A 24,924-nucleotide genomic window follows, 5' to 3' on the forward strand; every position below is an offset into this window, starting at 1 on the left:
ACCGTTACCGATCACCGCGCGGTCCTTCCGGGTCGCGCGCCCGCACGCATGCATGGAGCCGCACCCATGAAGGCACTCGTCAAGCACCAGGCCGAGCCCGGACTCTGGCTCATGGACGTGCCCGAGCCCGAGTACGGCGCCGGCGACGTGCTCATCAAGGTGCTGCGCACCGGCATCTGCGGCACCGACCTGCACATCCGCAGCTGGGACGGCTGGGCGCAGGGCGCCGTCCGCACCCCGCTGATCCTGGGCCACGAGTTCGTCGGCGAGGTCGCCGCGGTGGGCAAGGACGTGGCGGACATCACGGTCGGCGACCTGGTCAGCGGCGAGGGCCACCTGGTGTGCGGCAAGTGCCGCAACTGCCTGGCCGGCCGCCGCCACCTGTGCCGTTCCACCATCGGCCTGGGCGTGGGCCGCGACGGCGCCTTCGCCGAGTACGTCACCCTGCCCGCCGCCAACGTGTGGGTGCACCGCACGCCCGTCGACCTCGACGTGGCCGCGATCTTCGACCCGTTCGGCAACGCGGTGCACACCGCGCTCTCCTTCCCGCTGGTCGGCGAGGACGTCCTGATCACCGGCGCGGGTCCGATCGGCATCATGGCCGCCGCCGTGGCCAAGCACGCCGGCGCCCGCAACGTGGTCATCACCGACGTCAGCCCGGAACGGCTGGAAATCGCGCGGAAGGCCGGCGCCACCCTCGCGGTCAACGTCGCCGAGTCCTCCATCGCCGACGCCCAGCGTCAGCTCGGGCTGCGCGAGGGCTTCGACATCGGCCTGGAGATGTCCGGCCGCGGCGAGGCCATGCGCGACATGATCGACAACATGACGCACGGCGGCCGCATCGCCATGCTGGGCCTGCCGGCCCAGGAGTTCCCGGTCGACTGGGCCAAGATCGTGACCTCGATGATCACCATCAAGGGCATCTACGGCCGGGAGATGTTCGAGACCTGGTACGCCATGACGGTCCTCCTCGAGGGCGGCCTGGACCTCAGCCCCGTGATCACCGGCAAGTACGCCTTCACGGACTTCGAAGCGGCCTTCGACGAGGCGGCCACGGCCCGCAGCGGCAAGATCATCCTCGACTGGACCGCCACCTCCTGAGGCGCCGTCCGTCCGGGGCCCGGTGACGTCGGCGTACGACGCACCGGCCCCACCCAGACCATCTCCCCCTGGCCGGGCCCCGCCCGACCCTCCCCCCTCCCGCGGGGCCCGGCCCCCCTCCTTCCGACCTCCGCCGCCGCACAAGGAGCCGTGAGCACACCATGTTCGAGAACGTCCGCGACGACCTCCGCACCACCCTCGACGAGATCCGCGAGGCGGGTCTGCACAAGCCCGAGCGGGTCATCGGCACCCCGCAGAACGCCGCGGTCGCCGTCACCGCCGGCGGCGCGCCGGGCGAGGTCCTGAACTTCTGCGCCAACAACTACCTCGGCCTGGCCGACCACCCCGAGGTCGTCACGGCCGCCAAGGAAGCCCTGGACCGCTGGGGCTACGGCATGGCCTCGGTCCGCTTCATCTGCGGCACCCAGGAGGTCCACAAGGAGCTTGAGGCCCGCCTCTCGGCCTTCCTCGGACAGGAGGACACGATCCTCTACTCCTCCTGCTTCGACGCCAACGGCGGCGTCTTCGAGACCCTGCTCGGCGCCGAGGACGCGGTGATCTCCGACGCCCTCAACCACGCCTCGATCATCGACGGCATCCGGCTGTCCAAGGCCCGCCGCTTCCGCTACGCCAACCGCGACATGGCCGACCTCGAGGCCCAGCTCAAGGCCGCGGTCGAGGGCGGCGCCCGGCGCAAGCTGATCGTCACCGACGGCGTCTTCTCCATGGACGGCTACGTCGCCCCGCTCCAGGAGATCTGCGACCTGGCCGACCGGTACGACGCCATGGTGATGGTCGACGACTCGCACGCGGTCGGCTTCGTCGGCCCCGGCGGCCGCGGCACCCCGGAGCTGCACGGCGTCATGGACCGGGTCGACATCATCACCGGCACCCTCGGCAAGGCCCTCGGCGGCGCCTCCGGCGGCTACGTCGCGGCCCGCTCGGAGATCGTGGAGCTGCTGCGCCAGCGGTCGCGCCCGTACCTCTTCTCCAACTCGCTGGCGCCCGTGATCGCGGCCGCCTCCCTGAAGGTCCTGGACCTGCTGGAGTCGGCGGGCGACCTGCGGGAGCGGCTGGCGGCCAACACGGCGCTGTTCCGCACGAAGATGACCGAGGCGGGCTTCGAGATCCTGCCCGGCGACCACGCGATCGCCCCGGTCATGATCGGGGACGCGGCCGAGGCCGGCCGGATGGCCGAGCTCCTGCTGGAGCGCGGCGTCTACGTCATCGGCTTCTCGTACCCGGTCGTTCCGATGGGGGCGGCGCGGATCCGCGTCCAGCTCTCCGCGGCCCACTCCACGGCCGACGTCGAGCGCGCCGTCACCGCCTTCATCGACGCCCGCACCGCCCTTTCGGCCTGACGCCACCCCGCCGTTCCCCGGCGGCCCCCTCCACGCAGCCCGCGCCGCGGCCCACCACAGCCCCGCCGCGGGCTGCGCCCATCCGGGGCCCGGCAGTCCAGCCTCGCTGGGGGTACCTCCCAGCGGTAGCTGGGGGAGTTTGAGGCGCGGGTCCGGGGCGGGGCTCCGAAACCTGGGCCCGGTCCGCGCTTTGCGCCGGTTCGGCCGGGCCCCGGCGAATCCAGCCTCGCCGGCGATTGAGGCGCGGGGTTGCGGGGCGGAGCCCCGGGCCGCTGCGCGGAGCCGGCCCCACCCCGCCCCTTCCCGAAACCGGTGGGCTCCGCCCCCGGACCCCCCGTACCGCCGTTCCGCGCCGGTGCGCTCAAACGCCGCGCGGGCTGGGTGGGCGGGACTCCGCCCCGGGCCCCGTACCGCCGCTGCGCGCCGGTGCGCTCAATCACCGCGCGGCTGGAGGGCCGAGGCAGCGCCGGACGGCACACGCTGCGCGCCGCGCGGCTGGAGGGGCGGGGCCGTGCCCTGGCAAGGGTGGGGCGGCACAAGGGCCCCGCCTGTCACAATGGTGGGGTGATCGACCCCCGGCGGCTCCGTATTCTCCGGGCCGTGGCGGACCACCGTACGGTGACCGCCGCGGCGGCGGCCCTGTACCTCACCCCCTCCGCCGTGAGCCAGCAGCTCGCCGCGCTCGAGCAGGAGACCGGCCACGCCCTCCTGTCCCGCAGCGGCCGCGGGGTCCGGCTCACCGCCGCCGGGGAGATCCTGGTCGCGCACGCCCACGAGGTCCTGGCCCAGCTGGAGCGCGCCGAGGCCGAGCTCGCCGCCTACGCCGGCGGCGCGGCCGGCGAGGTCACCGTCGCCGCCTTCGCCACCGGCATCGCCGAGGTCCTGGCCCCCGCCATCGCCCGCCTCGCCCACACCCACCCCGGCATCCGCGTCCGGGTGCGGGACGCCGAGGGCGACCAGAGCCTGCCGATGCTCCTCGATGGCGAGGCCGACCTGGCCCTGGCCGTGGAGTACCGCGGCGGTCCGGGCGCCGACGACGCCCGGCTCTCGCTGGTGCCCCTGTACGCCGAGCCCTTCGACGCCGTGCTGCCCGCCTCGCACCCGCTGAGCATGCACCCCACCGTCGCCCTCGCCGAGCTCGCCGACAGCGACTGGATCAGCCCGTACCCGGGCAACCCCTGCCACGACGTCATGGCCACCGCCTGCGAACTGGCCGGCTTCCAGCCCCGCCTGGTGCACTCCTCCGACGACTTCCGGGCCGTGGTCGCGCTGGCCGGCGCCGGGGCCGGCGTGGCGCTCGTACCGCGGTCCGCGCTGCGCGGCATGGAGCTCAAGGACACCGTCGTCCGCCCGGTCACCGGCCCGGCCGCCACCCGCCGCGTGCTGGCCGCCACCCGGCGCGGGGCCGAGTCCCACCCCCTGCTCCGCCCCGTCCTCGACGCCCTCCGCCAGGAGGCCACCGGCCTCTCCCCGGCCCCGCCCGGCCCGCGGGAGTCCGCCTAGGCAGATCGTCTACGCCATCGACCCCGGCTCCTGTCCGGACGGACCGATGCGGTGGGCGAAGTGGTCGCCGCAGCGGGCGATGACCTCCTCGACGGCCTGGCGGAAGTCGCGCAGCAGCGGGGTGTCGGCGCCGGACTTCCAGACCAGGCCCCATTCCAGGGGCGGGGCGTCCGTGATCGGGACGTAGGCGATGTCCGGACGGGCGTAGAAGCGGGTGACCTGCGCGCCGACCGGGAAGGCGCCCTTGCCCGCCGCGATCAGGGCCAGGCCCTCCTGGAGGGAGGCCACCTGCGGGCCCGGCGGGGGCGGCGGCAGGTCGGTGGGGCCCTCCCGGAGCGTGCGTTCCTTCGCCCAGTAGTCCGGCATGGTCGGCGTACTGAGCATCGTCACCCGCGCCAGCTGCTCGAAGGAGACCGCGGGCAGCCCCGCCAGCCGGTGGCGTGAGGAGATCGCCAGCAGCCGCGGTTCGCGCACCAGCGGCGGGCTGCAGGCGATGTCGTCCTCCCGGACCGGGAAGCTGGCGTTCATCAGGTGCAGCGCCCCCGACCGTACCGGCTCCTGCGCCTCGCCGAAGGGCACGTCGCTCAGCCGTACCTCGCAGCCGGGGTGACCGGCGCGGAACAGGTCCGCGGCGTCCACGAACAACTGCCCCCACAGGGCTCCCACGAACCCCACCCGCAGCGTCCCGGTGGTGCCGTGCGCCGTGTCGATGGCTCGCCGGACCGCCTCCTCGATGCCCTTGTGGTGCGGCGCCAGGTCCTCGGCGAGCTGCTGTCCGAGCGGGGTGAGGCTGACCCGGCGGCTGGTCCGGATGAAGAGCGGGGCGCCGATCCGGCGCTCCAGCTTCTTGATGGTCTGGCTTATGTGGGCGCGGGAGACCAGCAGGCGGTCGGCCGCCCGGCCGAAGTGCAGTTCCTCGGCCAGGGCCAGGAAGCCGTCCATCTCGTGCCGCTCCAGCACCGTTCACTCCTATCGGTAACCCAGGATGACCGATTGTTGCAGCTTTCGGCATTGTTCCTGGTCGGGGGCCTGATCGATCCTTATGGCGGGCGTGACCACATCCCGCCGACCGTCTTGTACGGGGGTTCAGACGGAAAGGCGGCGCGCCCGCGCCGCAGAAGCGCCTTCTGGGGACGCGAAGGGCCCCGGACCGCAGCAGCGGCCGGGGCCCTCGGCATGTCGCGAACCGCTCGCGGCGCGCCGCACCCACAGGAAGGACGCGTGCCCGCCCCGGTTGGTTGTACGCGGGGCCGGACCGGTCGGGCGACCCTCAGACCGTGACCACCTCGACCCCGGCCGCCCGGAAGCGCTCCGCCGTCTGCGGGTCCACGCCCGCGTCGGTCACCAGCACGTCCACCTGCTCGGTGGGGCAGATGGAGGCGAAGGCCCGCCGGCCCAGCTTGCTGGAGTCGGTGGCCACCACCACCCGGCGGGCCCGCTCGCACAGCAGCCGGTTGATGGCCGCCTCGTCCTGGTCGTGCGCGGCCGTGCCGTGCTCCGGGTCGAAGGCGTTCACCCCCAACAGCGCGGTGTCCAGGGTGATCTGGCCCAGGACCCCGTCGGCCAGCGGGCCGATCAGCTCGTAGGTCTGCGGCCGGGCCACCCCGCCCGTCACCACGATCTTGAACTGGGGCCGGATGGCCAACTCGGCAGCGATGTTGAGGGCGTTGGTGACCACCGTCAGGGCCGGTGAGCCGTTGGCCAGGTCCGGCCGGGCGGCCAGCGCCCGGGCGGCCTCCGTGGTCGTGGTCCCGCCGGTCAGGCCGACCACCTCGCCGGGCACGATCAGCTCCGCCACCGCAGCGGCGATCCGCTGCTTCTCCGCCGCCTGCCGCGATCCCCGGTAGCGCAGCGGGAGTTCGTAGGAGACGCCGTGCGGGACCGCCCCGCCGCGGGTGCGGACCAGCAACTGCTGGTCCGCCAGTTCGTCGAAGTCCCGCCGGATGGTCGCGGCCGAGACGCCCAGGGCCTCGGCTGCCGCCTCCACGTCGAGCCGACCGCGCTCCACGAGCAGGTCCAGCAGGGTCTTCCAGCGCGCGTCGCGGGACATGTAAGGGGTTCCCATCCTCTCCTTGGACGACTCTGGGTGCACCTCAGGGGGCAGGTGTCCCGGTAGGAGAGCACCCTATCCCGGCGAAACCTGAGAGAGATGCTTGAAGTTGCGCGAAACCACAGGCTAACTTGCAAGAACGAGCATCCAAGGGAGTCCCGCAGGAATGAGTGCAGACGTGAGTGCAGACCTCGGCGCCGATGTCGCCGTCGTGACGGCCCCGGCCGCCACCAGCCACGCCGCCCGCGAACTGGCGACCCAGCCCGAATGCTGGGAGCGCGCCGCCGCCGCGGCCCCCGCCCACCGCGCCGCCCTGCCCGCCGCCGGCGAGCGGGTCGCCATCACCGGCTGCGGCACCTCCTACTTCATGGCCCGCGCCGCCGCCGCCCTGCGCGAGGCCGCCGGCCACGGCGAGACCGACGCCTTCGCCGCCTCCGAGTTCCCCGTGGGCCGCCGCTACGACCGGGTCATCGCCCTGACCCGCTCGGGCACCACCACCGAGGTGCTGGACCTGCTGGAGCGGCTGCGCGGGAAGACCCGTACCACCGCCGTCATCGGGGATCCGGCCACCCCCGTCACCTCCCTCGCCGACGACCTCGTCGTCCTCGACTTCGCCGACGAGCGGTCGGTGGTGCAGACCCGCTTCGCCACCACCGCCCTGACCCTGCTGCGCGCGCACGTCGGCGCGCACCCCGAGTACGCCGTGGAGGACGCGCTCACCGCCCTCGCCGAGCCGCTGCCCGAAGGGCTCGAGCGCTGCCGCCAGTTCACCTTCCTCGGCCGCGGCTGGTCCTGCGGCATCGCCGAGGAGGCGGCCCTCAAGATGCGCGAGGCCTCGCTGTCCTGGGCCGAGGCCTACCCGGCCATGGAGTACCGGCACGGCCCCATCAGCGTCACCACCGAGGGCGGCGCCACGATGATGTTCGGCCGCGCCCCGGCCGGCCTGGCCGACCAGGTCCGGGCCACCGGCGCCCGCTGGATCGACGGCACCCTCGACCCGCTCGCCGAGCTGGTGCGCGCGCAGCGGCTGGCGCTGGCCGTCGCCGCCGTCCGGGGGCTGGACCCCGACAGTCCCCGCCACCTGACCCGCTCGGTCATCCTCGCGGGGGAGGGCCGATGACCCTCGTCGGTACCGGAGAGCTGGTCGCGCGCGCGGCCGCGGCCGGCGGCGCCGTCGCCGCCTTCAACATCATCACCCTCGAGCACGCCGAGGCCGTGATCACCGGCGCCGAGGCGGTCGCCGCCCCGGTGGTGCTCCAGATCAGCGAGAACGCCGTGAAGTACCGGCACGGCCGGGTGCTGCCGCTGGCCCGGGCGGCGGTGGCCGCCGCGGAGGCCGCGGCCGTGCCCGTCGCCCTGCACCTGGACCACGTCAAGAGCCAGGAGCTGCTGCGCCAGGCCGCCGACGCCGGTTTCGGCTCGGTGATGTACGACGCCTCGCACCTGCCGTACGCCGACAACCTCGCCGCCACCCGCGCGGCCGCCGACTGGGCGCACGCGAGCGGGCTGTGGATCGAGGCCGAACTGGGCGAGGTGGGCGGCAAGAACGGCGCCGCCGCCCTGGACGCCCACGCGCCCGGCGCCCGTACCGACCCCGAGGAGGCGGCGCGGTTCGTGGCCGAGTCCGGGGTGGACGCGCTGGCGGTGGCCGTGGGCACCTCGCACGCCATGACCACCCGTACCGCGGCCGTCGACCGCGAGCTGCTGGCACGGCTGTCCGGGGCGCTGGAGGTCCCGCTGGTCCTGCACGGCTCCTCGGGGCTGCCGGACGTGGAACTGGCCGCCGCGGTGGCCGGCGGCATCAGCAAGGTGAACATCGGGACGGCCCTCAACCTCGCCATGACCGACGCGATCCGGGCCTACCTCACCGCCCACCCGAGCGCCGTGGACAGCCGCAAGTACCTCTCCGAGGGCCGCGCGGCCATGGTCCGCACGGCCGCCGACCTGATCACCGCCCTGGGGGTGAACAGCCCCGCCGCCGGCGTCCGGGTCTGACGGCGCGTCACGCGCCCCTTCCGGATTCTTGGAACAGGTTCTACTCTGTGCGCCGCCGGGGCCCCGGCCGGGTACCACCCGGCCCGGGCCCGGCCCCGGTACGCCACGTGAGACTCCTGGAGGGGCCGTGCACCTGGAATACACGCCAGAACAGCAGCGGTTGCGTGCCGAACTGCGCGCCTACTTCGCCGAGCTGGTCCCCGAGGACGTCTACGCCCGCTACGAGGACCCGGCCGCGCAGAAGCGCTTCTACCGCGAGACCATCCGGCGGCTGGGGGCGGACGGCTGGCTGGGCGTGAGCTGGCCGGTCGAGTACGGCGGCCGGGGCCTGTCGCCCATGGACCAGTTCATCTTCTTCGACGAGGCCGCCCAGGCGGTCGTGCCGCTGCCCCTGATGGCGCTGAACACCGTCGGCCCCACGATCATGCAGTTCGGCAGCGACGAGCAGAAGGCGTACTTCCTCCCGCGGATCCTCTCCGGCGAGATCGACTTCGCCATCGGGTACAGCGAGCCGGACGCCGGCACCGACCTGGCCGCGCTCAAGTGCCGGGCGGTGCGCGAGGGCGACGAGGAGAGCGGCACGTACGTCGTCAACGGCCAGAAGATCTGGACCACCAACGGCGACACCGCCGACTGGGTCTGGCTCGCGGTCCGCACCGACCCCGAGGCCCCCGCCCACAAGGGCATCACCATGCTCCTGGTCCCCACCGCGGACCCGGGCTACTCCTGCACCGTCATCAACACCCTCGCCTCGCACGACACCACCGCCAGCTACTACGAGAACATCCGGGTCCCGGCCTCCCGCCGGGTCGGCCAGGAGAACAAGGGCTGGCGCCTGATCACCAACCAGCTCAACCACGAACGCGTCACCCTGGCCGCGCACGGCACCATGGCCATCCGCGCCCTGCACGACGTCCAGCGCTGGGCCGCCGACACCAAGCTCGCCGACGGCCGCCGGGTCATCGACCTCGGCTGGGTCCGCGGCCGGCTGGCCCGCACCCACGCCCGCCTCGACGCGATGAAGCTCCTCAACTGGCAGATGGTGAACGCCGTCCAGGACGGCACCCTCACCCCCCAGGACGCCTCCGCCGTCAAGGTCTACGGCTCCGAGGCCCGCCGCGACGCCTACGCCTGGCTGATGGAGGTGGTCGCCGCGGCCGGCCCCCTGAAGGACGGCTCCGCCGGCGCGGTCCTCCACGGCGAACTCGAACGCGGCTACCGCTCCGCCGTCATCTTCACCTTCGGCGGCGGCAACAACGAGATCCAGCGCGAGATCATCTCCTGGATAGGCCTCGGCATGCCCCGAGTCCGCCGCTGACCTCCGCGCCGGGTCAGCCGGTCGGGTTCAGGGGGCGGGTGTAGGTGCCGGCGAAGTCGGCGGTGGGGGTGGTGAGGTGGAGGGTGAGGGTCCACCGGGCGCGCCAGCCGTCGGGGGTGGTGCGGTGGAGCGGGGTGTCCGGGGACGGGTGGTCGGCGGTGCCCGCCAGGTGGGCGCAGGGGGTGTCGGCCAGGGTCCAGCCGGCCTTCGAGGCGCGGGCGGCGAGTTCGGCGTGCAGGTGCCGGCCGGTCAGGGCGGGGTCGGCGCGGTAGGCCTCGCGGGCGGCGCCGTACACCGCCGGCAGGTCGTCCAGGAGACGGCGCCTGGCCGGGTCGCCGCCCAGGACGAGGGTCCGGGCGAAGTCGGCGCCGAGGGCGACGACCACCACGTCGTCCTCGTCGAGGAGCCGGTCCACCGCCGGCTCCCGGCCCGGCGGCAGCAGCGTGTGGGGGCCCGAGCGGACCACCGGGAGCGGCGGCCGGACCCGCGGGCCGGACAGCTCCCGGGCCAGCGAGGAGACCAGGTTCTCCACCTCGCGCTCACTGCGGCCCGGGGCGACCAGACCCCGGGCCACCGCTTCGAAGAACACTGCCCCGGCCCGCCGTTCCTCCTCCACCAGCGCCAGGGCGCGCAGCTGCTCGTCGAACCGGTCGGGTGCTGCCATGACGTCCGTTCCCCTGCTTCCTCGTACCGCGTACCGATGGACCTACGACCAGAGCCGGCAGCGTTCCCAGCCCCGGCCGGTCCGCTCGTAGCGCAGCCGGACGTGGCCGCGGTCGCGCGCGGCCTGCCAGAACTCCACGACCGTGGGTTCCAGGGCGTACCGCGTCCAGGCGGAGTCGACCAGCGAGGGCTCCCGCGCGACCAGGGCCAGGGACTTGGCCAGCGCCTGGTCGCGTTCCGCCGGGTCGGCGAGGTACTGGCTCTGGCGGGCCAGCAGGGATTCGGCGCGGGCGGCGGGCGACCGGTCGAGGAAGTCCGCGGCGTTCTCCCGCGCCGAGCCGGGCCGCACCGGCCCGCGCAGCCGGACCTGCCGGCCGTGCTCGGGCCAGTAGAAGGTCAGCGCGGCCCGCGGGTGGACGGCGAGCTGGTGGCCCTTCGGGCTGAAGCCGTGCCCGGCGAACTGCCATCCCGACGCGTCGACGCTCTTGAGGAGCAGCACCCGGGCGTCCGGGTCCCCGGCCTCGTCGACCGTGGACAGGACGGTGGCGTGCGGTTCGCGCACCCCGTCCGCCACGGCGTCGGAGAGCCAGAAGAGGAACAGCCGCACCGGGTCGTCCGGAGCCTCCTCGGGCACGAACTCCGGGAGGGGCCCCGCGAACACCTCGATGCCGCGCAGCCAGCCGCCCACGGAACCGGCGTGGTCTCGCTCGCCCATCTGCCGCCCCCTCCGTCCGGAATCACCAGGGGTCATCTTGCATCTGCGGTCGACAATCGACAATTGTCTCGCAGATGCTTGGTGCAACAGCCAGATCGCATGGCATTGGCCGGTTCTCGATTTGGAGCTAGTGACAAGCCGGTTCCCGCTGCGGGGCGGGCGGCCGGTCCGCCCCGTCCGGGCCCGCCGCGTGTCCCGGCCCGGCCGTCCGGTGCACCGGCCACCACAGCGCCCGCCCGAAGAGCACGGCCAGCGCGGGGACCAGGACCAGCGACAGGACGATCGCGGAGAGCATGATGCCGAGCGCCATCGCGAAGGCGATCTGCCGGCTGCCCGGGGTCGTCGCCAGGGTCGCGAAGGAGGCGGCCAGCACCAGTCCGGCCGTCGCCACCGCCGGGGCGGTGTGCCGCACCGCGCGGGCCACCGCGGCCCGGGCCGGGCCCGGCCGCTGCATCTCCTCCCGGATCCGGTCGGTGATCAGGATGTTGTAGTCGGTGCCCAGGGCGACGACGAAGAGGAACAGCACCAGCGGCAGGGTGAAGGCGACGCCCGGCTCGCCGAGGCCGTGCTGGAAGACGAGGGTGGCGGCGCCCAGGGTGGCGGCGAAGCCCAGCCCGACGGAGAGGAGCAGGACCACCGGCGCGAGCAGGCTGCGCAGGAGCAGCAGCAGGATCAGCGCGATCAGGGCCGCCGCGACCGGGAAGACGACCTTCAGGTCGTGGTCCACGGCCGCCGACACGTCGGCGAAGATCGCGGCGGTGCCGCCCACATGGGCGGTGGTACCGGCCGGGGCGTGCCGGGCCACGGTCTCCCGGACCGGCCCGGAGACCAGGTCCCGGACCTCCTGGCTGCCGGGGGCCGGCGTCGGGTACAGGTCGATCCGGGCGGCCCGGCGCTCCCCGTCGAGCACGGCGGGGGCCACCCGGCCCACCCCGTCGACCCCGGCCAGCGCCCGGGACAGCCCGCCCAGCCGCCCCGCGGTGAGCCGGTCGCCGGGCTCGGCCAGGACGTAGACGCTCGCCGGGTCGGAGACCCCGGCCGGCAGCGAGCGGGAGATCTCGGCCGCGGTGGCCGCGGCGGGGGTCCGCTCGCCGCCGACGGGCAGGCCGTAGTCCATCCGGATGCCCACCAGCCCCGCGGCCAGCGCGGCGAGCAGCGCCACCGAGGCGGCGGCCATCGCCAGCGGCCGCCGGGCGACCGCCGCGCCGAAGCGGGCGGCGATGCCCGCCGGCGGCTCGCGGCGCAGGGAGCGGGAGGGCCAGAACATCCGGCGCCCGGCGGCCGCCAGCAGCGCCGGCATCAGCGTCAGCCCGGCGAGCAGCATCACCAGGACGGCGACCGCGATCGCCGGTCCCATCGAACGGAACTGTCCGAAGCTCGCCAGTCCCAGGGTGGCGAACGCCGCCACGATGGTCAGGGCGGCCGAGGTGATCGCGGTGCCCACGCGTCCGCAGACCTGCGCGGCGGCCTCCCGGGCCGGCTGCCCGGGCCGGGACCGCAGCTGCTCGCGGAAGCGGAACAGCAGGAAGAGGAAGTAGTCGACGCCGATGCCGAGCAGCACCACCCCGATCAGGCCGGGGGTGCCCGCGTCGAGCTGGAGTCCGGTGAGCATCGCGGCGCCCGCCACGGCCCCGCCGGCCACCCCGCTGATCAGGGCGACCGCCAGCAGCGGCAGCACCGCCGCCAGCAGGCTGCGGAACACCAGGACGTTCAGCAGCACGATGAGCCCCATGATCAGGGCGCTGCCGATGGTCGAGGCCGTCTTGTGGGAGTCGGCGGTGTCCACGCCGTCGGCGAGCGGCCCGGTGAAGCCGGTGCGCAGCCCGGCCTCGGCGAACTGGCTGCGGGCGGTGTCCCGGAAGGCCCGGAAGACGCCCTGCACCCCCTCGTCCGCGGCGTTGCCGGTCAGCGCCACGGAGAGCAGTGCGAAGCGGCCGTCGGGAGCCGTCATCGCGGTGGCGACCCGGGGGGTCTGGGAGCGGTCGGGCACCAGGAAGGACGGCATGTCGTCCTCGCGCGGCATCTCGATCCGCCGCTTCCCCAGCCGCGCCGCCCCGGCCGCGACCTTCTCGTGGTCGGCTGCGGTCAGGCGGGCTCCGTCCTTCCTGGCGACCAGCACCGTGACCGTGACGGCGTCCGGGTCCGCGCCGAAGCGCTCCTCGGCGATGCGCAGGGCGGCGGCCGAGTCGTACTCGCGGGGCAGGAAGTCACCGGTCTGGCTCTGCGTGACCCGGGCCGTCAGGACCGGCGTCACACCGGCCAGCGCGACGCCCAGCACCGCCCACACGGCGATGATCTTCCATGGATGCCTGGTGGCGAAGCGGGTCAGGGCGCGTATCAAGGAGTCCTCCGGGGACGGCTCGCAGGGGATCGGCCGGGGTCTTCCGGCCTGCTCCCAGCCCATCAGCCGGTGACCCCGCCCGGCGTCGTGGCGGCGGATGATCCGCCCGGGGGCCCGCGCTCCCGCCCCGGACGGCCGACCAGGACCTGGGTCCTACTCCGGCCGCGGGCCCGGGTCCCGACCGTCGTCCCAGGTCACCGCCACCGTCGCGGCTGTGCAAGGCTGTCGGGGAGGCCGGCCCAGCCGGGGGACCAGACGGCCGGAGACAGGGGGACCCCAGATGCCCATGCGCCCACCGACCGCGGGCGGCGCCGCGCCGCCGCGCCCCGACGACGCCGAGCCGCCCTGGGCCCGCAACGACGCCCTGGTCACCGGCGGCGCCTGCGTGCTGAACGTCCTCGGGTACGTGCTCTTCACCGGCCCCGACACGGGACACGGGGTGACCGTGGCCGGCTTCCTCCTCGTGGCCCTGGGCGCCGTACCGCTGCTGGCCCGGCGCAGCCGTCCGGTGGCGGTGCTCGCCGCCGTCCTGGCGCTCGACGTGGCGGCCAGTGTGACCATGCCGCTGCCGGGCCACTTCGGGGCCACCCTGGTCGTCGCCGTGTACTCGGTCGCCCGGGCCTGCCGCGGGGCGGTGACGGCGGTGGCCGCGGTCGCGACCGCCCTGCTCGCCGTGCTGAGCCAGGCCGGCGGTCGCCCCCCGACCTGGACGGACGTGGTCTCCTCGTTCCTGTCGGCGGGGATCGTCGCCGGGGCCGGCGTGGCGGTGCAGCGCCGGCAGCGGGAGGTCGCGGCGCACCGGCGGCTCCTCGCCGACCGGGCCGTGGCCGACGAACGCCGGCGCATCGCCCGGGAGCTGCACGACATCGTCGCCCACCACATCACCACCATGCAGCTGATGGCGGGCGGCGCCCGCGCCAACCTGGCCCGCCCGGAGGTGGCCCGGGACGCCCTGGTCACCCTGGAGTCCTCCGGCCGCCTCGCCCTCGCCGAGATGCGCCAACTCCTCGACGTGCTACGGGCCGACGACGAGCCGGAAACCGGGCCCGCCGGACCCCAGCCGGGCATCGAGGACCTCGACCGGCTGCTGGCCGAGTCCCGGCTCGCGGGCCTGCCGACCGAGTTCACCGTCGACGGGCCGCCCCGGCCGCTGCCGCCGACCACCGCCCTGACCGTCTTCCGGATCGTGCAGGAGGCGCTGACCAACACCCGCAAGCACGCCGGCGCGAGCCGGGCGAGCGTCCGCCTGACCTACCACCACGACCGGGTCACGGTCGAGGCGCGGGACGACGGCGCCGGGGCGGAGAAGCAGCCCGCCGGCCGGCCCGGGCACGGCCTGGTCGGCATGCGCGAGCGCGTCGCCCTGCACGGCGGCACCCTCACCGTGGGCCCCACCGCCGACGGGTTCGCCGTCCGCGCCGAGCTGCCGGTACCGGGCGGCGCGCCCGTGCCGGCGGACCGCCCCCGTCAGGAGGCCGCCCGATGACCGAGCCGTCCCCGCCGATCCGGGTGCTGATCGTCGACGACCAGTCGCTGGTCCGGCGCGGGCTGTCGCTGATCCTCTCGCCCGACCCGGACTTCGAGGTGGTCGGCGAGGCCGAGGACGGCGCGCAGGCCGTCGAACTCGCCGGGCGGCTGCGCCCGGACGTGGTGGTGATGGACATCCGCATGCCCGTCCTCGACGGCGTCGCCGCCACCGCCCGGCTCGCCGACACGGTCCCCGCCAGCCGGGTCCTGGCCCTGAGCACCTTCGACCTCGACGAGTACGTGGTGGGCGCGCTGCGCGCCGGGGCCTGCGGCTTCCTGCCCAAGGACAGCTCCCCGGAGGAGCTGAGCGCGGCCATCCGCACCGTGCACGCCGGCGAGGCCGTGGTCGCGCCCCGGCTGCTCACCGGGCTGATCGCCACCTACGTACGGCCGCCGCGGGAGGCCGCCCGGCCGCTGGCGGAGGGGTTCGCCGAGCTCACGCCCCGCGAGGTCGAGGTGTGGCGGGCGATGGCCACCGGCCTGGACAACGCCGAGACCGCCCGGACCCTGGACATCAGCCTCTCCACGGTGAAGAACCACATCACCAGCATCTTCGACAAGCTGGCCGTCCGGGACCGCGCCCAGGCCGTCATCGCCGCCTACGAATCGGGTCTGGTGACCGCCGGCGGGCCGCCGGACGGGTGAGCGGCGGACGGTGGGCGGAACCGGCTGCGCGCCGCGTGCGTCCCATCCGCATCACCGTCCCGCACGGAAGGCTCCCCCCATGACCGCCTCCACCACCCGGCCGGCGCCGGTGCGCCGGCTCGTCCCCTTCCTCCTCGTCGCCGCCCTGGCCGTGACCGGCTGCGCCACCGCCGCCCAGGCCGGCACCGCCGAGGGCTCGTCCGCCGACGGCTCCGCCGGGGAGGAGCGCCCGGCACCGGGCGCGGTGGACCCGGACCAGCCGCAACAGGGACCGGATCGCGCCGTCGTGGGCACCTGGTACCGCTTCGACCTGTTCACCCACTGTGGGATCAGTACGCTGAAGTTCTCGGGCCGGTACTGGCGACTGGTCCAGATCCGCACCGACTTCCCGTCGGAGGTGGCCGGCCCGCGGGTGGACTGGACCGCCCGGGACTACGCCCCGGGGTACGTCCAGCTGGAGTCCGACCAGGTGGCGGTCTTCGAGACGGCGGGCCAGCCCCCGCTGGCCTTCGAACCGGCGCAGGGGCCGGGCCTGGCCTGCAAGTGACCGGGGGAGGAGGCGGGCAGGCATGAGCGCAGCGTCGGCACACCGCGGAGGGCGCGCCCCGACCCCGGCCGACCCCGGGCTCTACGGCCCGCACTCCGTCACCTGGAACTGCCACGGCGACCCCGTGATGTGGCTGGCCGGCGTCCGCGCCCTCTACCTCCAGGCCCTGCACCCCCGGGCCGTCCGCGGGGTGCTGGCCAACTCCGACTTCCGCCGCGACGCCTGGGGCCGGCTGCTGCGCACCGCCGACTTCGTCGGCACCCTCACCTACGGCACCACCGAGGCCGCCGAGCGGGCGGGCGCCGGGGTCCGCGCGCTGCACTCCCGGCTGCGGGCCACCGACCCCGCCACCGGCGAGGAGTTCCGGATCGACGACCCGGAACTCCTCCTGTGGGTGCACTGCGCCCAGATCGACTCCTTCCTGCACGTGCTGCGCCGGTCCGGGGTCCGGCTCACCCCGGAGCAGGCGGACCGGTACGTCGACGAGAACCGGGTCAACGCCCGCATGGTCGGGCTGGATCCCGCGACGGTGCCGGCCGACACCGCCGCCCTCGCGGCCTATTTCGACCGGATCCGGCCGGATCTCGCCGCCGGGCCGGACGCCCGGGAGGTCGACGCCTTCCTGCGCCGGCTGCCCGTGCCGGCCCTGCTGGTACCGGCCCGCGCCCTGCTGTGGCGGCCCCTCGCCGGGCTCGCGTACGGCACGCTGCCCGAGTGGGCGCACCGCATGTACGGCCGGCCCGCACCGCCGGCCGCCGCCGTGACCAGGCGCTTGCGCCTCACCGGCCTCGTGTTGCGCAGCATTCCCGCCCGCCTACGCTGGCAGCTGCCGCCGGGTCACATCTTGAAGGCAATGGCCCGTCTGGGGCCGACAGCGCGTCCCTCGACGTACACACTGCGAAGAGGGGCGGCCATACTGGACCGGCCGGGGAGGGCGTAGCACGACGACGGGGGCGGCAAGACGCGATGGCGGAAGTGGCTGAAAAGAGACTGATACAGGGCAGGTACCGACCGATCGACCTGATCGGGCGCGGCGGCATGGGCGAGGTCTGGCGCGCCCGTGACGAGTCGCTGGGCCGGCACGTAGCGGTCAAATGCCTCAAGCCGCTCGGCCCCGACCGGGACCCGCACTTCACCCAGGTCCTGCGCGAGCGGTTCCGCCGCGAGGCCCGGGTCGCCGCCTCGCTCCAGCACCGCGGCGTCACCGTCGTCCACGACTTCGGCGACGAGAGCGCCTCCGGCGGACTGCTCTACCTCGTCATGGAACTCCTCGACGGCCGCAACCTCAGCCAGGTCATGGAGGAGTCCAAGGGCCGGCCGCTGCCCGTGGACGAGGTCCTGGACATCGCCGAGCAGGTCGCCGCCGCCCTCGCGTACACCCACGAACAAGGCATCGTCCACCGCGACCTCAAGCCCGCCAACATCATGCGGCTGAGCGACGGCACCGTGAAGATCTGCGACTTCGGCATCGCCCGCCTCGCCCACGACATCGGCTTCACCGCCAAGCTCAACGGCGGCGGCGTCGCCATGGGCACCCCGCACTACATGTCCCCCGAGCAGATCGCCGACTCCGAGGTCGACCACCGCAGCGACCTGTACTCGCTGGGCTGCGTGCTGTACGAGATCGCCACCGGCGCGCCCCCCTTCGACCTGGGGGACTCCTGGTCGGTCCTGGTCGGCCACCGCGACACCGCGCCGGTACCGCCGCGCGAGCACCGGCCCGAGCTGCCCGGCCACTTCGAGCGGATCGTCCTCGACCTGCTCGCCAAGTGCCCCGAGGAGCGGCCGGGGGACGCCCGGCTGCTGCACCGCCGGCTGGTGGAGGGCCGTGGCGCCGGGACCGCGCACGGGGCGCCGGTGGCGCACCGGCCCGCGGCCGGGACGGCGGAGCCGGCCGGTCCGCCGCTGCCGCACTGGGCCCGGCAGATGTACGCCGGCCCCAAGGCCGCGCTGCCGCCCGTGGACCCGCAGGGCGCGGCGGCGGCCGGGGTGCGCGCCCTGGACGCCCTGACGGCCTTCTGGACCCGCGGGACGACGCCTCCGGCCGGGCCGGGCCAGGCCGGCGACCCCCTGCCGACCGCGCCCGCCGACCCCCGCGTGACCGCCCGGCTGCGCTCCCTGCGCCCCGAGCGCCCCGGCACCCTCGCCGCCCGCTACGAGCACGCCCACGCCCTCGCCCGGGGCGGCCGCCCCGCCGACGCCCTGACCGAGTACGCCGCGGTGGCCGGGGCCCGCCGGGACGCCCTGGGCGCCGAGCACCCCGACACCCTCGCGGCCCGCCAGGAGATGGCCTTCGTCCTCGGCCGGCTCGACCGGCACGCCGAGGCGCACGCGCTGTACACCGAGGTACTGGCCCTGCGCGACCGGGTGATGGGCGCCGACCACCCGGACACCCTGCGCTGCCGCCACAACCTCGCCCTCACCCTGGCCCGGCTCGGCCGCGCCGAGGACTCGTACCTGCTGCTCGACGCGGTGGCCGGGGCCCGGACCCGGGTGCTCGGCGCCGACCACCCCGACACGCTCACCAGCCGGTACGAGGCCGCGTACGCCCTCGGCCAGCTGGAGCGCTGGACCCAGGCGCTGGCCGGCTACCGCGAGGTCGCCAGGGCCCGCGAGCGGACCCTGGGCCGGGACCACCCCGACACCCTCGCCACCCGCTACGAGATCGGCATCAGCCTCGGCCGCCTGGGCCACAGCCAGGAGGCCCTGGAGCACTACCGCGCCCTGGCCGCCGACCGCACCCGCGGCTACGGCGCCCGGGACCCGGAGACCCTGCGCGCCCGGCACGGCCTGGGCGTCAACCTCGGCCGCCTCGGCCGGTGGGAGGCCGCCCTGGAGGAAGCGCGCCAGGTCGCCGCCCTGCGGGCGACGGTCCTGGGACCCGACCACCCCGACACCCAGCTCAGCCGCCGGGAGGCCGCGGTGGCCCTGGGACGGCTGGGCCGCTGGGCCGAGGCGCTGACCGGGTACGAGGAGGTGGCCGCGGCCCGCGAACGCGCCCTGGGCCCCACCCACCCGGAGACGCTGGCCGCGCTCGCGGACCGCGCGTACTGCCTGGGCCACGCCGGCCGCCCCGCCGAGGCCACCGCGCTGCACCAGCGCATCGCCGCGCTGCGCGGCGCGGTGCCCGCCCACGGCGGCGCGGCCCCCGCGGGCGCCTGACCGGCCGGTGTGGCCCTCTGGTGGACGGCCCGCGGGCCGTGTTACGAAGAGCCATGACCGCACCCGACGAGTCCCCCCGGCCGGCCCAGGACGTCTACGACGCCGTGATCGTCGGCGGCGGGCACAACGGCCTGGTGGCCGCCGCCTACCTGGCCCGCGCCGGCCGCAGCGTCCTGGTCCTCGAGCGCCTGGACCACACCGGGGGCGCGGCCGTCTCCACGCGCCCCTTCGCCGGCGTCGACGCCCGGCTCTCCCGCTACTCCTACCTCGTCTCCCTGCTGCCCCGCACCATCGTCGACGACCTGGGCCTGAGCTTCGCGGTCCGGCGGCGCACCATCTCCTCGTACACCCCCGCCGTCCGCGACGGGCGGCCCACCGGCCTGCTGGTCGGCGGCGGGGCGGACCGCACCCGCGCCGCCTTCGCCGCCCTGACCGGCTCCGACCGGGAGTACACGCGCTGGGCGGAGTTCTACGAGACCACCCGCAAGGTCGCCGGCCGGGTCTTCCCCACCCTCACCGAACCGCTGCCCACCCGGGCCGCGCTGCGCGAGCGGATCGGCGACGAGGACGCCTGGCGGATGCTGTTCGAGGAACCGCTCGGCCGGGCGGTGGAGGAGCGCTTCACCGACGACCTGGTGCGCGGGGTGGTCCTCACCGACGGGCTGATCGGCACCTTCGCCGACGCCCACGACCCGTCCCTGCTCCAGAACCGCTGCTTCCTCTACCACGTCATCGGCGGCGGCACCGGCGACTGGGACGTGCCGGTCGGCGGCATGGGCGCCTTCACCACCGCGCTGGCCGACGCCGCCCGGGCCGCCGGCGCGGAGATCCGCACCGGCCACGAAGCCCTGCGCATCGACACCGACGGCGCGGCCGAGGCGGGCGTCACCTACCGCACCGCGCACGGCGAGGGCCACGTCGCCGCCCGGCAGGTGCTGGTGAACGCCTCCCCGCAGGCGCTGGCGCGGCTGCTCGGCGAGGAGCCCGCGGGGCCGGCGGCCGAGGGGGCCCAGCTGAAGGTCAACATGCTGCTGCGGCGGCTGCCGAGGCTGCGGGACCGCTCCGTGGACCCGCGCGAGGCCTTCGCCGGCACCTTCCACATCGCCGAGGGCTACCGCGAACTGGCCACCGCCTACGCGCAGGCCGCCGCGGGCGAGCTGCCGGCCGCCCCGCCCTCGGAGATCTACTGCCACTCCCTGACCGACCCGTCCATCCTGGGCCCCGAGGCGGCCGCGGCCGGCTGGCAGACCCTGACCCTCTTCGGACTGCACGCGCCCGCCCGGCTGTTCGCCGAGGACAACGACGGCGCCCGGGAGAAGCTGCTCGCCGCCACCCTCGCGCAGCTCGACGCCCACCTCGAGGAGCCGATCGCCGACTGCCTGGCCCTGGACGCCGACGGCCGGCCCTGCATCGAGGCCAAGACCCCGCTCGACCTGGAGCACGAACTGCGCCTGCCGGGCGGCCACATCTTCCACCGCGACTTGGCCTTCCCGTACGCGGAGGCCGCCGAGGGCACCGGCCGCTGGGGCGTGGCCACCGCCCACCCCAACGTGTTCCTCTGCGGCGCCGGCGCCCCCCGCGGCGGCGGAGTCAGCGGCATCCCGGGCCACAACGCGGCCATGGCGGCCCTGGGGAGGTGACCGGGCTGGCCCTCGCCCCCGCCCCGGCGGCGTCAACCCGTCGGCGGGGCGGCCGCTCGTCCCGGTGATCTCCGGGCGGGTGGGCGGTCCGGGGGCGGGGTGCGTCGGGAGACTCGGCTGCGTGACTGCTGCGGACACGCCCGACCCCGCCTCCGGGGGCGGGTCCTATCTCGACGTCCCGGGCTCACGGCGCACGGCCGCCGGCCGGGTGAGGTTCAGCCTCGCCCGGTGGGTTCTCGCGCCGCTGACGACCCGGCAGGCCAGGCGGCTGGCCGACGGCTTCGGCCCGGGCATGGACGCCCGGACCGCCTGGGCGCTGGCTCGGGTGGCGAGGCACCCCGACGAGTACGCGTACGTGATGGCCCACCTCGACGGCCCCGACTTCCAGCGCACGGTCCGCTCCGACGGCCTCAGTGGGTCGTGAGCAGCGGGCGCCTGCTGGTGGCCAGGGCCACCAGCAGCGCCAGCGCGGCGGCGGCCAGCAGGAGCAGGTGCAGCGGCCAGTGGAGGCGGACGAAGGCCGCGCCCGCCGCGCCGCCCGCGAACATCGCCGCCACCGACGCGGCGCGCCGCAGGCTCGCGGCGGTGGTGTGGCCGAAGGACGGGTCGTGCCCGAGGAGCGAGCCGCCGAGGAAGGCGGTCATCGCCCGGGTCACCAGCGTGGTCGGCATGTCCGGTACCGCCGCCCGCATGGCGGTGACGTTGCGCAGCCCCATGGCGCCCGACAGCACGCCGATGGTGGTGAGGTGACGGGCCGTGGGCATGCCGTGCGAGGGCTCCAGGCCCCAGGCGGTCAGGGCCGCCACCGCCACGAGGACGGCCTCCGTCAGTACGGCGGCGATGAACCACCGCTGCCGGGCCTCCTCCAGCCGCCATTCCACCCGCGCGCCCAGGACCGCGCCCGCCACGAACGCGCCCAGTGAGACGGCTGGGGCCACCACCGACAGGCCGCCCTGGCCGAGCAGTCCGAAGGCGAGGAAGAGGACGTTCCCCGTCTGCATCCCGGTGAAGACCGGCCCCAGCGCCAGCAGGCTGGCCGCCTCGATCATCCCGGTGGCGAGGGTGAGCACCGCCATCAGCGGGCTCAGCCACACCACCGGCTGTGCCGCACGTGCCACCGCGCCTCCCGCGTGCCCGCTCCGGTACGGCCGCCCGTACGGGAGACAGTGTCGGGGGGACGGGCCCGGGCCGGGCGGCGGCGCGCCCCGGCGTCCGGCGGGCGGGGGAGCGGTCCGCTCAGTCGGGGGAGCGCGTCCAGCCGACGGCTTCGAGGCGGGCGGCGTCGGCGGGGCGGTCCTCGGCGAAGACGGTACGGCCGCCGGCGCGGACCCGGATGGCGTCGACGTACACGCCCCGGCCCACGTACCTGCCCTCGGCCCGGTGCCGGAAGCGGAGCCGGACGGGCGCCCGCCCCCAGAGGCCGAGGGGGGCTTCGAGCCGGTGCCAGACGCGGCCGGACCAGCCGTCCGCGGAGCCGTCGGGGAACTGCTGGCCGGCGGTGCCGCGGACGGCGGTCGTGCGGAAGGGCACGGCCGTCCAGCTGCCGCCGCCGTCGGTGGAGGCCTCCAGGTGTACGGCGCCCTGCTCCGGCACCGTGTCCCACCACAGCGCGCAGTGCAGCCGGGCGCCCGGGCCGAGCGGGCCCAGCGGCGGCAGGGTGAGGGTGCCGCTGCCACCGGTGGCCATGCCCGAGAACCAGGCCGGGCCACCGTGCGGGGTGCGCACCGGGACGGCCCGGGCCAGCCGGTTGGCGACGGCCACCCGCGGGGCGCTGCCGGCCCGCCAGGTGCGCACCGGGTGCACCGAGTTGCCGAGCAGGATCAGGAAGGTGTCGGTGGCCGGGTCCAGGACCAGGGAGGTGCCGGTGAAGCCGGTGTGGCCGGCGGCGTGCGGGGTGGCCATGGCGCCCATGTACCAGTGCTGGTAGAGCTCGAAGCCCAGGCCGTGGTCGTCGCCGGGGAAGGCGGTGTTGAAGTCGGTGAAGAGGAGTTCGACGGAGGCGGCCGACAGGATGCGGGTGCCGCCGTACGCGCCGCCGTCGAGGAGGGTGCGGGCCAGCACGGCGAGGTCCCAGGCGGTGCCGAAGACGCCGGCGTGCCCGGCCACCCCGCCCAGGGTGTGGGCGTTCTCGTCGTGCACCTGTCCCCAGACCAGGCCCCGGTCCAGGCCCGACCAGGGCGGCCGGGCCACCTCGGTGGCGGCGATGGAAGGGCGCCAGGAGAGCGGGGGGTTGAAGCGTGTGCGGTGCATCCCGAGCGGAGCGGTGATCTCGTCGTGGAGCAGGGCGTCCAGTGGGTGACCGGTGATCCGTTCCAGGAGCAGTTGCAGGGCGATCAGGTTCAGGTCCGAGTAGCGGTAGACCGTCCCCGGCGGTTCCTGCGGCCGCACCGACCACAGCAGCCGCAACTGTCCCTCCCGGGTGCTCTCCCGGTAGAACGGCACCCAGGACAGCAGGCCCGAGGTGTGCGTCAGCAGCTGACGCACCGTGATGTCCTCCTTGCCGCCCCCGGTGAACTCCGGCAGGTACCGGTCCACCGGCGACTCCAGCTCCAGCGCCCCGCGCTCCATCTGCTGCACCGCCAGCAGCGAGGTGAAGAGCTTGGTCAGCGAGGCCAGGTCGAAGACCGTGTCCCGCTGCACCGGGATCCGCTCCGCGGCGGGCAGTTCGCGCGCGGTGTCGGTGCGCCCGTCGTAGTCGGCGTACCGCAGCGCGTCGCCGAAGGCCTCGTGCAGGGCGACCGTCCGGCCCCGTCCGGCCAGCACGACCCCGCCCGCGTACCAGGGGTGCTCCGGCGAGGGGCCGAGGAAGCGGCGGGCCTCGGCCAGCGCCTCATCGAGGTGGGCCTCCAGCAGTCCGGCGCCCTGCCCGGGCCCGTAGCGGAGGCTGCGCCAGCCGCCCGGGCCGCCCCAGCCGTGCCGGTCCCGGCCACCGGCCGGCGGGCTCCCGGCGGGGCGGAAGCCCCCGCCGCGGCCCCGGCCGGGCCCGTGTGCGGCGGCCGGTCCCGGGAGCGACCCCGCCATCAGCAGCCCGCCCAGCGCCAGTAGCCGCCCGCCCAGCCTCCGGCGGCTCACCCCGCCCGTGTCTCCACCCATGACCGGCCTTCCTCCTCCGCCGCGGCGCGTCCCCCAGTATCTGCCCGCCCACCGGCCCGGCCCCGCGCCGACCGGGCCGCAAAGAATCTGACACAGCATCAGAAAATCTCTTCCCTCGCCCGCCGCCCTGCGGCATCCTGCCGCCCATGGAGACGGAGCTGAGCAAGAAACTGGGAGTCGAGCACGCCATCTTCGGCTTCACGCCCTTCCCGGCGGTCGCCGCGGCCATCACCCGGGCCGGCGGCTTCGGCGTCCTGGGCGCGGTGCGCTACACCGCCCCCGACGACCTCGCCCGCGACCTGGACTGGATGCAGGCGCACACCGACGGCAAGCCCTACGGCCTCGACGTGGTCATGCCCGCCAAGAAGGCCGTGGACGGCATCAGCGAGGCCGACATCGAGGCGCTGATCCCCGAGGGCCACCGGGAGTTCGTCCGCGACACCCTCGCCAAGCACGGCGTACCCGAACTCGCCGAGGGCGAGGCTTCCGGCTGGCGGATCACCGGCTGGATGGAGCAGGTCGCCCGCAACCAGCTCGACGTCGCCTTCGACTACCCCATCAAGCTCCTCGCCAACGCCCTCGGTTCGCCGCCCGCGGACGTCATCGAGCGCGCCCACCGGCACGACGTCCTCGTCGCCGCGCTGGCCGGCAGCGCCAAGCACGCCCGCCGGCACGCCGAGGCCGGCATCGACATCGTGGTCGCCCAGGGCTACGAGGCCGGCGGCCACACCGGCGAGATCGCCTCCATGGTCCTGGTCCCCGAGGTCGTCGAGGCCGTCGCCCCGCTGCCGGTGCTCGCCGCCGGCGGCATCGGCAGCGGCGAGCAGATCGCCGCCGGCCTCGCCCTCGGCGCCCAGGGCGCCTGGCTCGGCTCCCTGTGGCTCACCACCACCGAGGCCGAACTGCACTCGCGGGCCCTGACGGAGAAGCTGCTGGCCGCCGGGTCCGGCGACACCGTCCGCTCCCGCGCCCTGACCGGCAAGCCGGCCCGCCAGCTGCGCACCGAGTGGACCGACGCCTGGGACGACCCCACCGGACCCGGCGCGCTGCCCATGCCCCTCCAGGGCCTGCTGGTCGCCGAGGCCGTCTCCCGCATCCAGAAGTACGAGGTCCAGCCGCTGCTCGGCACCCCGGTCGGCCAGATCGTCGGCCGGATGACCACCGAACGCAGCGTCCAGGCCGTCTTCGACGACCTCACCCGCGGCTTCGAGCAGGCCGTCGACCGCATCAACCGCATCGCCGGACGAGGCTGAGGAGAGCACC

21 protein-coding genes are annotated in these 24,924 nt (G+C 75.3%); 14 read left to right on the forward strand and 7 right to left on the reverse strand.

What is annotated here, in order from left to right; genetic code table 11:
• The first annotated feature begins 66 nt into the window (after positions 1-66).
• The 3 genes from tdh (at position 67) to AB0O40_RS11530 (ending at position 3,965) form a co-directional block, all read left to right on the forward strand.
• Entirely contained in the window at positions 67-1,101 is a 1,035-nt protein-coding gene (gene tdh / locus AB0O40_RS11520; protein WP_365038485.1) for an L-threonine 3-dehydrogenase, read from the forward strand.
• 161 nt (positions 1,102-1,262) lie between these two features.
• A complete protein-coding gene (locus tag AB0O40_RS11525; RefSeq protein WP_365038488.1) occupies positions 1,263-2,462 on the forward strand; it encodes a glycine C-acetyltransferase in 1,200 nt (399 codons plus the stop codon).
• A gap of 564 nt (positions 2,463-3,026) precedes the next feature.
• The gene (locus tag AB0O40_RS11530) at positions 3,027-3,965 is read left to right on the forward strand and encodes a LysR family transcriptional regulator (RefSeq protein WP_365038491.1); all 939 of its coding nucleotides are present in this window, start codon (positions 3,027-3,029) and stop codon (positions 3,963-3,965) included.
• A 9-nt stretch (positions 3,966-3,974) separates the two neighbouring features.
• Here the strand turns inward: AB0O40_RS11530 and AB0O40_RS11535 are convergent, their stop codons facing one another.
• Positions 3,975-4,925 carry a LysR substrate-binding domain-containing protein gene (locus tag AB0O40_RS11535; RefSeq protein WP_365038494.1) on the reverse strand — a complete coding sequence of 317 codons (951 nt, stop codon included), beginning with the start codon at positions 4,923-4,925 and terminating at the stop codon, positions 3,975-3,977.
• A gap of 310 nt (positions 4,926-5,235) precedes the next feature.
• Entirely contained in the window at positions 5,236-6,015 is a 780-nt protein-coding gene (locus tag AB0O40_RS11540; protein ID WP_365038666.1) for a DeoR/GlpR family DNA-binding transcription regulator, read from the reverse strand.
• A 211-nt stretch (positions 6,016-6,226) separates the two neighbouring features.
• On the opposite strand from AB0O40_RS11540, the gene AB0O40_RS11545 reads away from it, so the two are divergent.
• The 3 genes from AB0O40_RS11545 to AB0O40_RS11555 all read left to right on the forward strand — a co-directional run bounded on the left by AB0O40_RS11545 (position 6,227) and on the right by AB0O40_RS11555 (position 9,328).
• Complete coding sequence (locus tag AB0O40_RS11545; RefSeq protein ID WP_365038669.1) at positions 6,227-7,135, forward strand: sugar isomerase; 909 nt, start codon at positions 6,227-6,229, stop codon at positions 7,133-7,135.
• Positions 7,132-8,010: a ketose-bisphosphate aldolase gene (locus AB0O40_RS11550; protein WP_365038497.1), complete on the forward strand. Its 879-nt coding sequence runs from the start codon at positions 7,132-7,134 to the stop codon at positions 8,008-8,010. Before AB0O40_RS11545 ends, AB0O40_RS11550 begins: the two co-directional genes overlap by 4 nt.
• A 127-nt stretch (positions 8,011-8,137) precedes the next feature.
• Positions 8,138-9,328, forward strand: a complete 1,191-nt coding sequence (locus AB0O40_RS11555; RefSeq protein ID WP_365038500.1) for an acyl-CoA dehydrogenase family protein — start codon at positions 8,138-8,140, stop codon at positions 9,326-9,328.
• 13 nt (positions 9,329-9,341) lie between these two features.
• Here AB0O40_RS11555 and AB0O40_RS11560 read toward each other — a convergent pair whose 3' ends face one another.
• From AB0O40_RS11560 to AB0O40_RS11570, 3 genes are all read right to left on the reverse strand, one after another.
• Positions 9,342-9,992: a M24 family metallopeptidase gene (locus AB0O40_RS11560; RefSeq protein WP_365038503.1), complete on the reverse strand. Its 651-nt coding sequence runs from the start codon at positions 9,990-9,992 to the stop codon at positions 9,342-9,344.
• Positions 9,993-10,034: 42 nt separating this feature from the next.
• Positions 10,035-10,706: a pyridoxal 5'-phosphate synthase gene (locus AB0O40_RS11565; protein ID WP_365038506.1), complete on the reverse strand. Its 672-nt coding sequence runs from the start codon at positions 10,704-10,706 to the stop codon at positions 10,035-10,037.
• A gap of 127 nt (positions 10,707-10,833) precedes the next feature.
• Positions 10,834-13,047, reverse strand: coding sequence for an MMPL family transporter (locus AB0O40_RS11570; protein ID WP_365038509.1), 2,214 nt, complete (start codon positions 13,045-13,047; stop codon positions 10,834-10,836).
• A 280-nt stretch (positions 13,048-13,327) separates the two neighbouring features.
• On the opposite strand from AB0O40_RS11570, the gene AB0O40_RS11575 reads away from it, so the two are divergent.
• From AB0O40_RS11575 to AB0O40_RS11605, 7 genes are all read left to right on the forward strand, one after another.
• Entirely contained in the window at positions 13,328-14,533 is a 1,206-nt protein-coding gene (locus tag AB0O40_RS11575; protein ID WP_365038512.1) for a sensor histidine kinase, read from the forward strand.
• Complete coding sequence (locus AB0O40_RS11580) at positions 14,530-15,219, forward strand: response regulator transcription factor (RefSeq protein WP_365038515.1); 690 nt, start codon at positions 14,530-14,532, stop codon at positions 15,217-15,219. Before AB0O40_RS11575 ends, AB0O40_RS11580 begins: the two co-directional genes overlap by 4 nt.
• Positions 15,220-15,298: 79 nt before the next feature.
• On the forward strand, positions 15,299-15,766 hold the full coding sequence (locus AB0O40_RS11585) for a hypothetical protein (RefSeq protein ID WP_365038518.1): 468 nt from the start codon (positions 15,299-15,301) through the stop codon (positions 15,764-15,766).
• A 22-nt stretch (positions 15,767-15,788) separates the two neighbouring features.
• The gene (locus tag AB0O40_RS11590) at positions 15,789-16,706 is read left to right on the forward strand and encodes an oxygenase MpaB family protein (RefSeq protein ID WP_365038521.1); all 918 of its coding nucleotides are present in this window, start codon (positions 15,789-15,791) and stop codon (positions 16,704-16,706) included.
• Between the two features lie 35 nt (positions 16,707-16,741).
• Positions 16,742-18,928 carry a tetratricopeptide repeat protein gene (locus AB0O40_RS11595; protein WP_365038524.1) on the forward strand — a complete coding sequence of 729 codons (2,187 nt, stop codon included), beginning with the start codon at positions 16,742-16,744 and terminating at the stop codon, positions 18,926-18,928.
• 53 nt (positions 18,929-18,981) lie between these two features.
• Positions 18,982-20,568: an NAD(P)/FAD-dependent oxidoreductase gene (locus tag AB0O40_RS11600; protein WP_365038527.1), complete on the forward strand. Its 1,587-nt coding sequence runs from the start codon at positions 18,982-18,984 to the stop codon at positions 20,566-20,568.
• A gap of 121 nt (positions 20,569-20,689) precedes the next feature.
• Positions 20,690-20,992, forward strand: a complete 303-nt coding sequence (locus AB0O40_RS11605) for a hypothetical protein (RefSeq protein ID WP_365038530.1) — start codon at positions 20,690-20,692, stop codon at positions 20,990-20,992.
• Here the strand turns inward: AB0O40_RS11605 and AB0O40_RS11610 are convergent.
• Positions 20,979-21,686: a YoaK family protein gene (locus AB0O40_RS11610; protein ID WP_365038533.1), complete on the reverse strand. Its 708-nt coding sequence runs from the start codon at positions 21,684-21,686 to the stop codon at positions 20,979-20,981. The two genes, AB0O40_RS11605 and AB0O40_RS11610, sit on opposite strands and share 14 nt — an antisense overlap.
• Before the next feature lie 118 nt (positions 21,687-21,804).
• Positions 21,805-23,661, reverse strand: coding sequence for a serine hydrolase (locus AB0O40_RS11615; RefSeq protein ID WP_365038536.1), 1,857 nt, complete (start codon positions 23,659-23,661; stop codon positions 21,805-21,807).
• A gap of 146 nt (positions 23,662-23,807) precedes the next feature.
• On the opposite strand from AB0O40_RS11615, the gene AB0O40_RS11620 reads away from it, so the two are divergent.
• Positions 23,808-24,914: a nitronate monooxygenase family protein gene (locus tag AB0O40_RS11620; protein WP_365038539.1), complete on the forward strand. Its 1,107-nt coding sequence runs from the start codon at positions 23,808-23,810 to the stop codon at positions 24,912-24,914.
• Positions 24,915-24,924: the final 10 nt, after the last annotated feature.

The sequence above is a fragment of the Streptomyces sp. NPDC089919 genome (assembly GCF_040684615.1).
Taxonomy (GTDB): domain Bacteria; phylum Actinomycetota; class Actinomycetes; order Streptomycetales; family Streptomycetaceae; genus Streptomyces.

Excerpts from the sequence above, each read along its gene's own strand:
- AB0O40_RS11585 (WP_365038518.1), top strand. The coding sequence starts at position 15,299 with ATGACCGCCTCCACCACCCGGCCGGCGCCGGTGCGCCGGCTCGTCCCC.
- AB0O40_RS11525 (WP_365038488.1), top strand. The coding sequence starts at position 1,263 with ATGTTCGAGAACGTCCGCGACGACCTCCGCACCACCCTCGACGAGATC.
- AB0O40_RS11560 (WP_365038503.1), bottom strand. The coding sequence starts at position 9,992 with ATGGCAGCACCCGACCGGTTCGACGAGCAGCTGCGCGCCCTGGCGCTG.
- AB0O40_RS11580 (WP_365038515.1), top strand. The coding sequence starts at position 14,530 with ATGACCGAGCCGTCCCCGCCGATCCGGGTGCTGATCGTCGACGACCAG.
- AB0O40_RS11565 (WP_365038506.1), bottom strand. The coding sequence starts at position 10,706 with ATGGGCGAGCGAGACCACGCCGGTTCCGTGGGCGGCTGGCTGCGCGGC.
- AB0O40_RS11615 (WP_365038536.1), bottom strand. The coding sequence starts at position 23,661 with ATGGGTGGAGACACGGGCGGGGTGAGCCGCCGGAGGCTGGGCGGGCGG.
- AB0O40_RS11540 (WP_365038666.1), bottom strand. The coding sequence starts at position 6,015 with ATGTCCCGCGACGCGCGCTGGAAGACCCTGCTGGACCTGCTCGTGGAG.
- AB0O40_RS11590 (WP_365038521.1), top strand. The coding sequence starts at position 15,789 with ATGAGCGCAGCGTCGGCACACCGCGGAGGGCGCGCCCCGACCCCGGCC.
- AB0O40_RS11550 (WP_365038497.1), top strand. The coding sequence starts at position 7,132 with ATGACCCTCGTCGGTACCGGAGAGCTGGTCGCGCGCGCGGCCGCGGCC.
- AB0O40_RS11600 (WP_365038527.1), top strand. The coding sequence starts at position 18,982 with ATGACCGCACCCGACGAGTCCCCCCGGCCGGCCCAGGACGTCTACGAC.
- AB0O40_RS11575 (WP_365038512.1), top strand. The coding sequence starts at position 13,328 with ATGCCCATGCGCCCACCGACCGCGGGCGGCGCCGCGCCGCCGCGCCCC.
- tdh (WP_365038485.1), top strand. The coding sequence starts at position 67 with ATGAAGGCACTCGTCAAGCACCAGGCCGAGCCCGGACTCTGGCTCATG.
- AB0O40_RS11620 (WP_365038539.1), top strand. The coding sequence starts at position 23,808 with ATGGAGACGGAGCTGAGCAAGAAACTGGGAGTCGAGCACGCCATCTTC.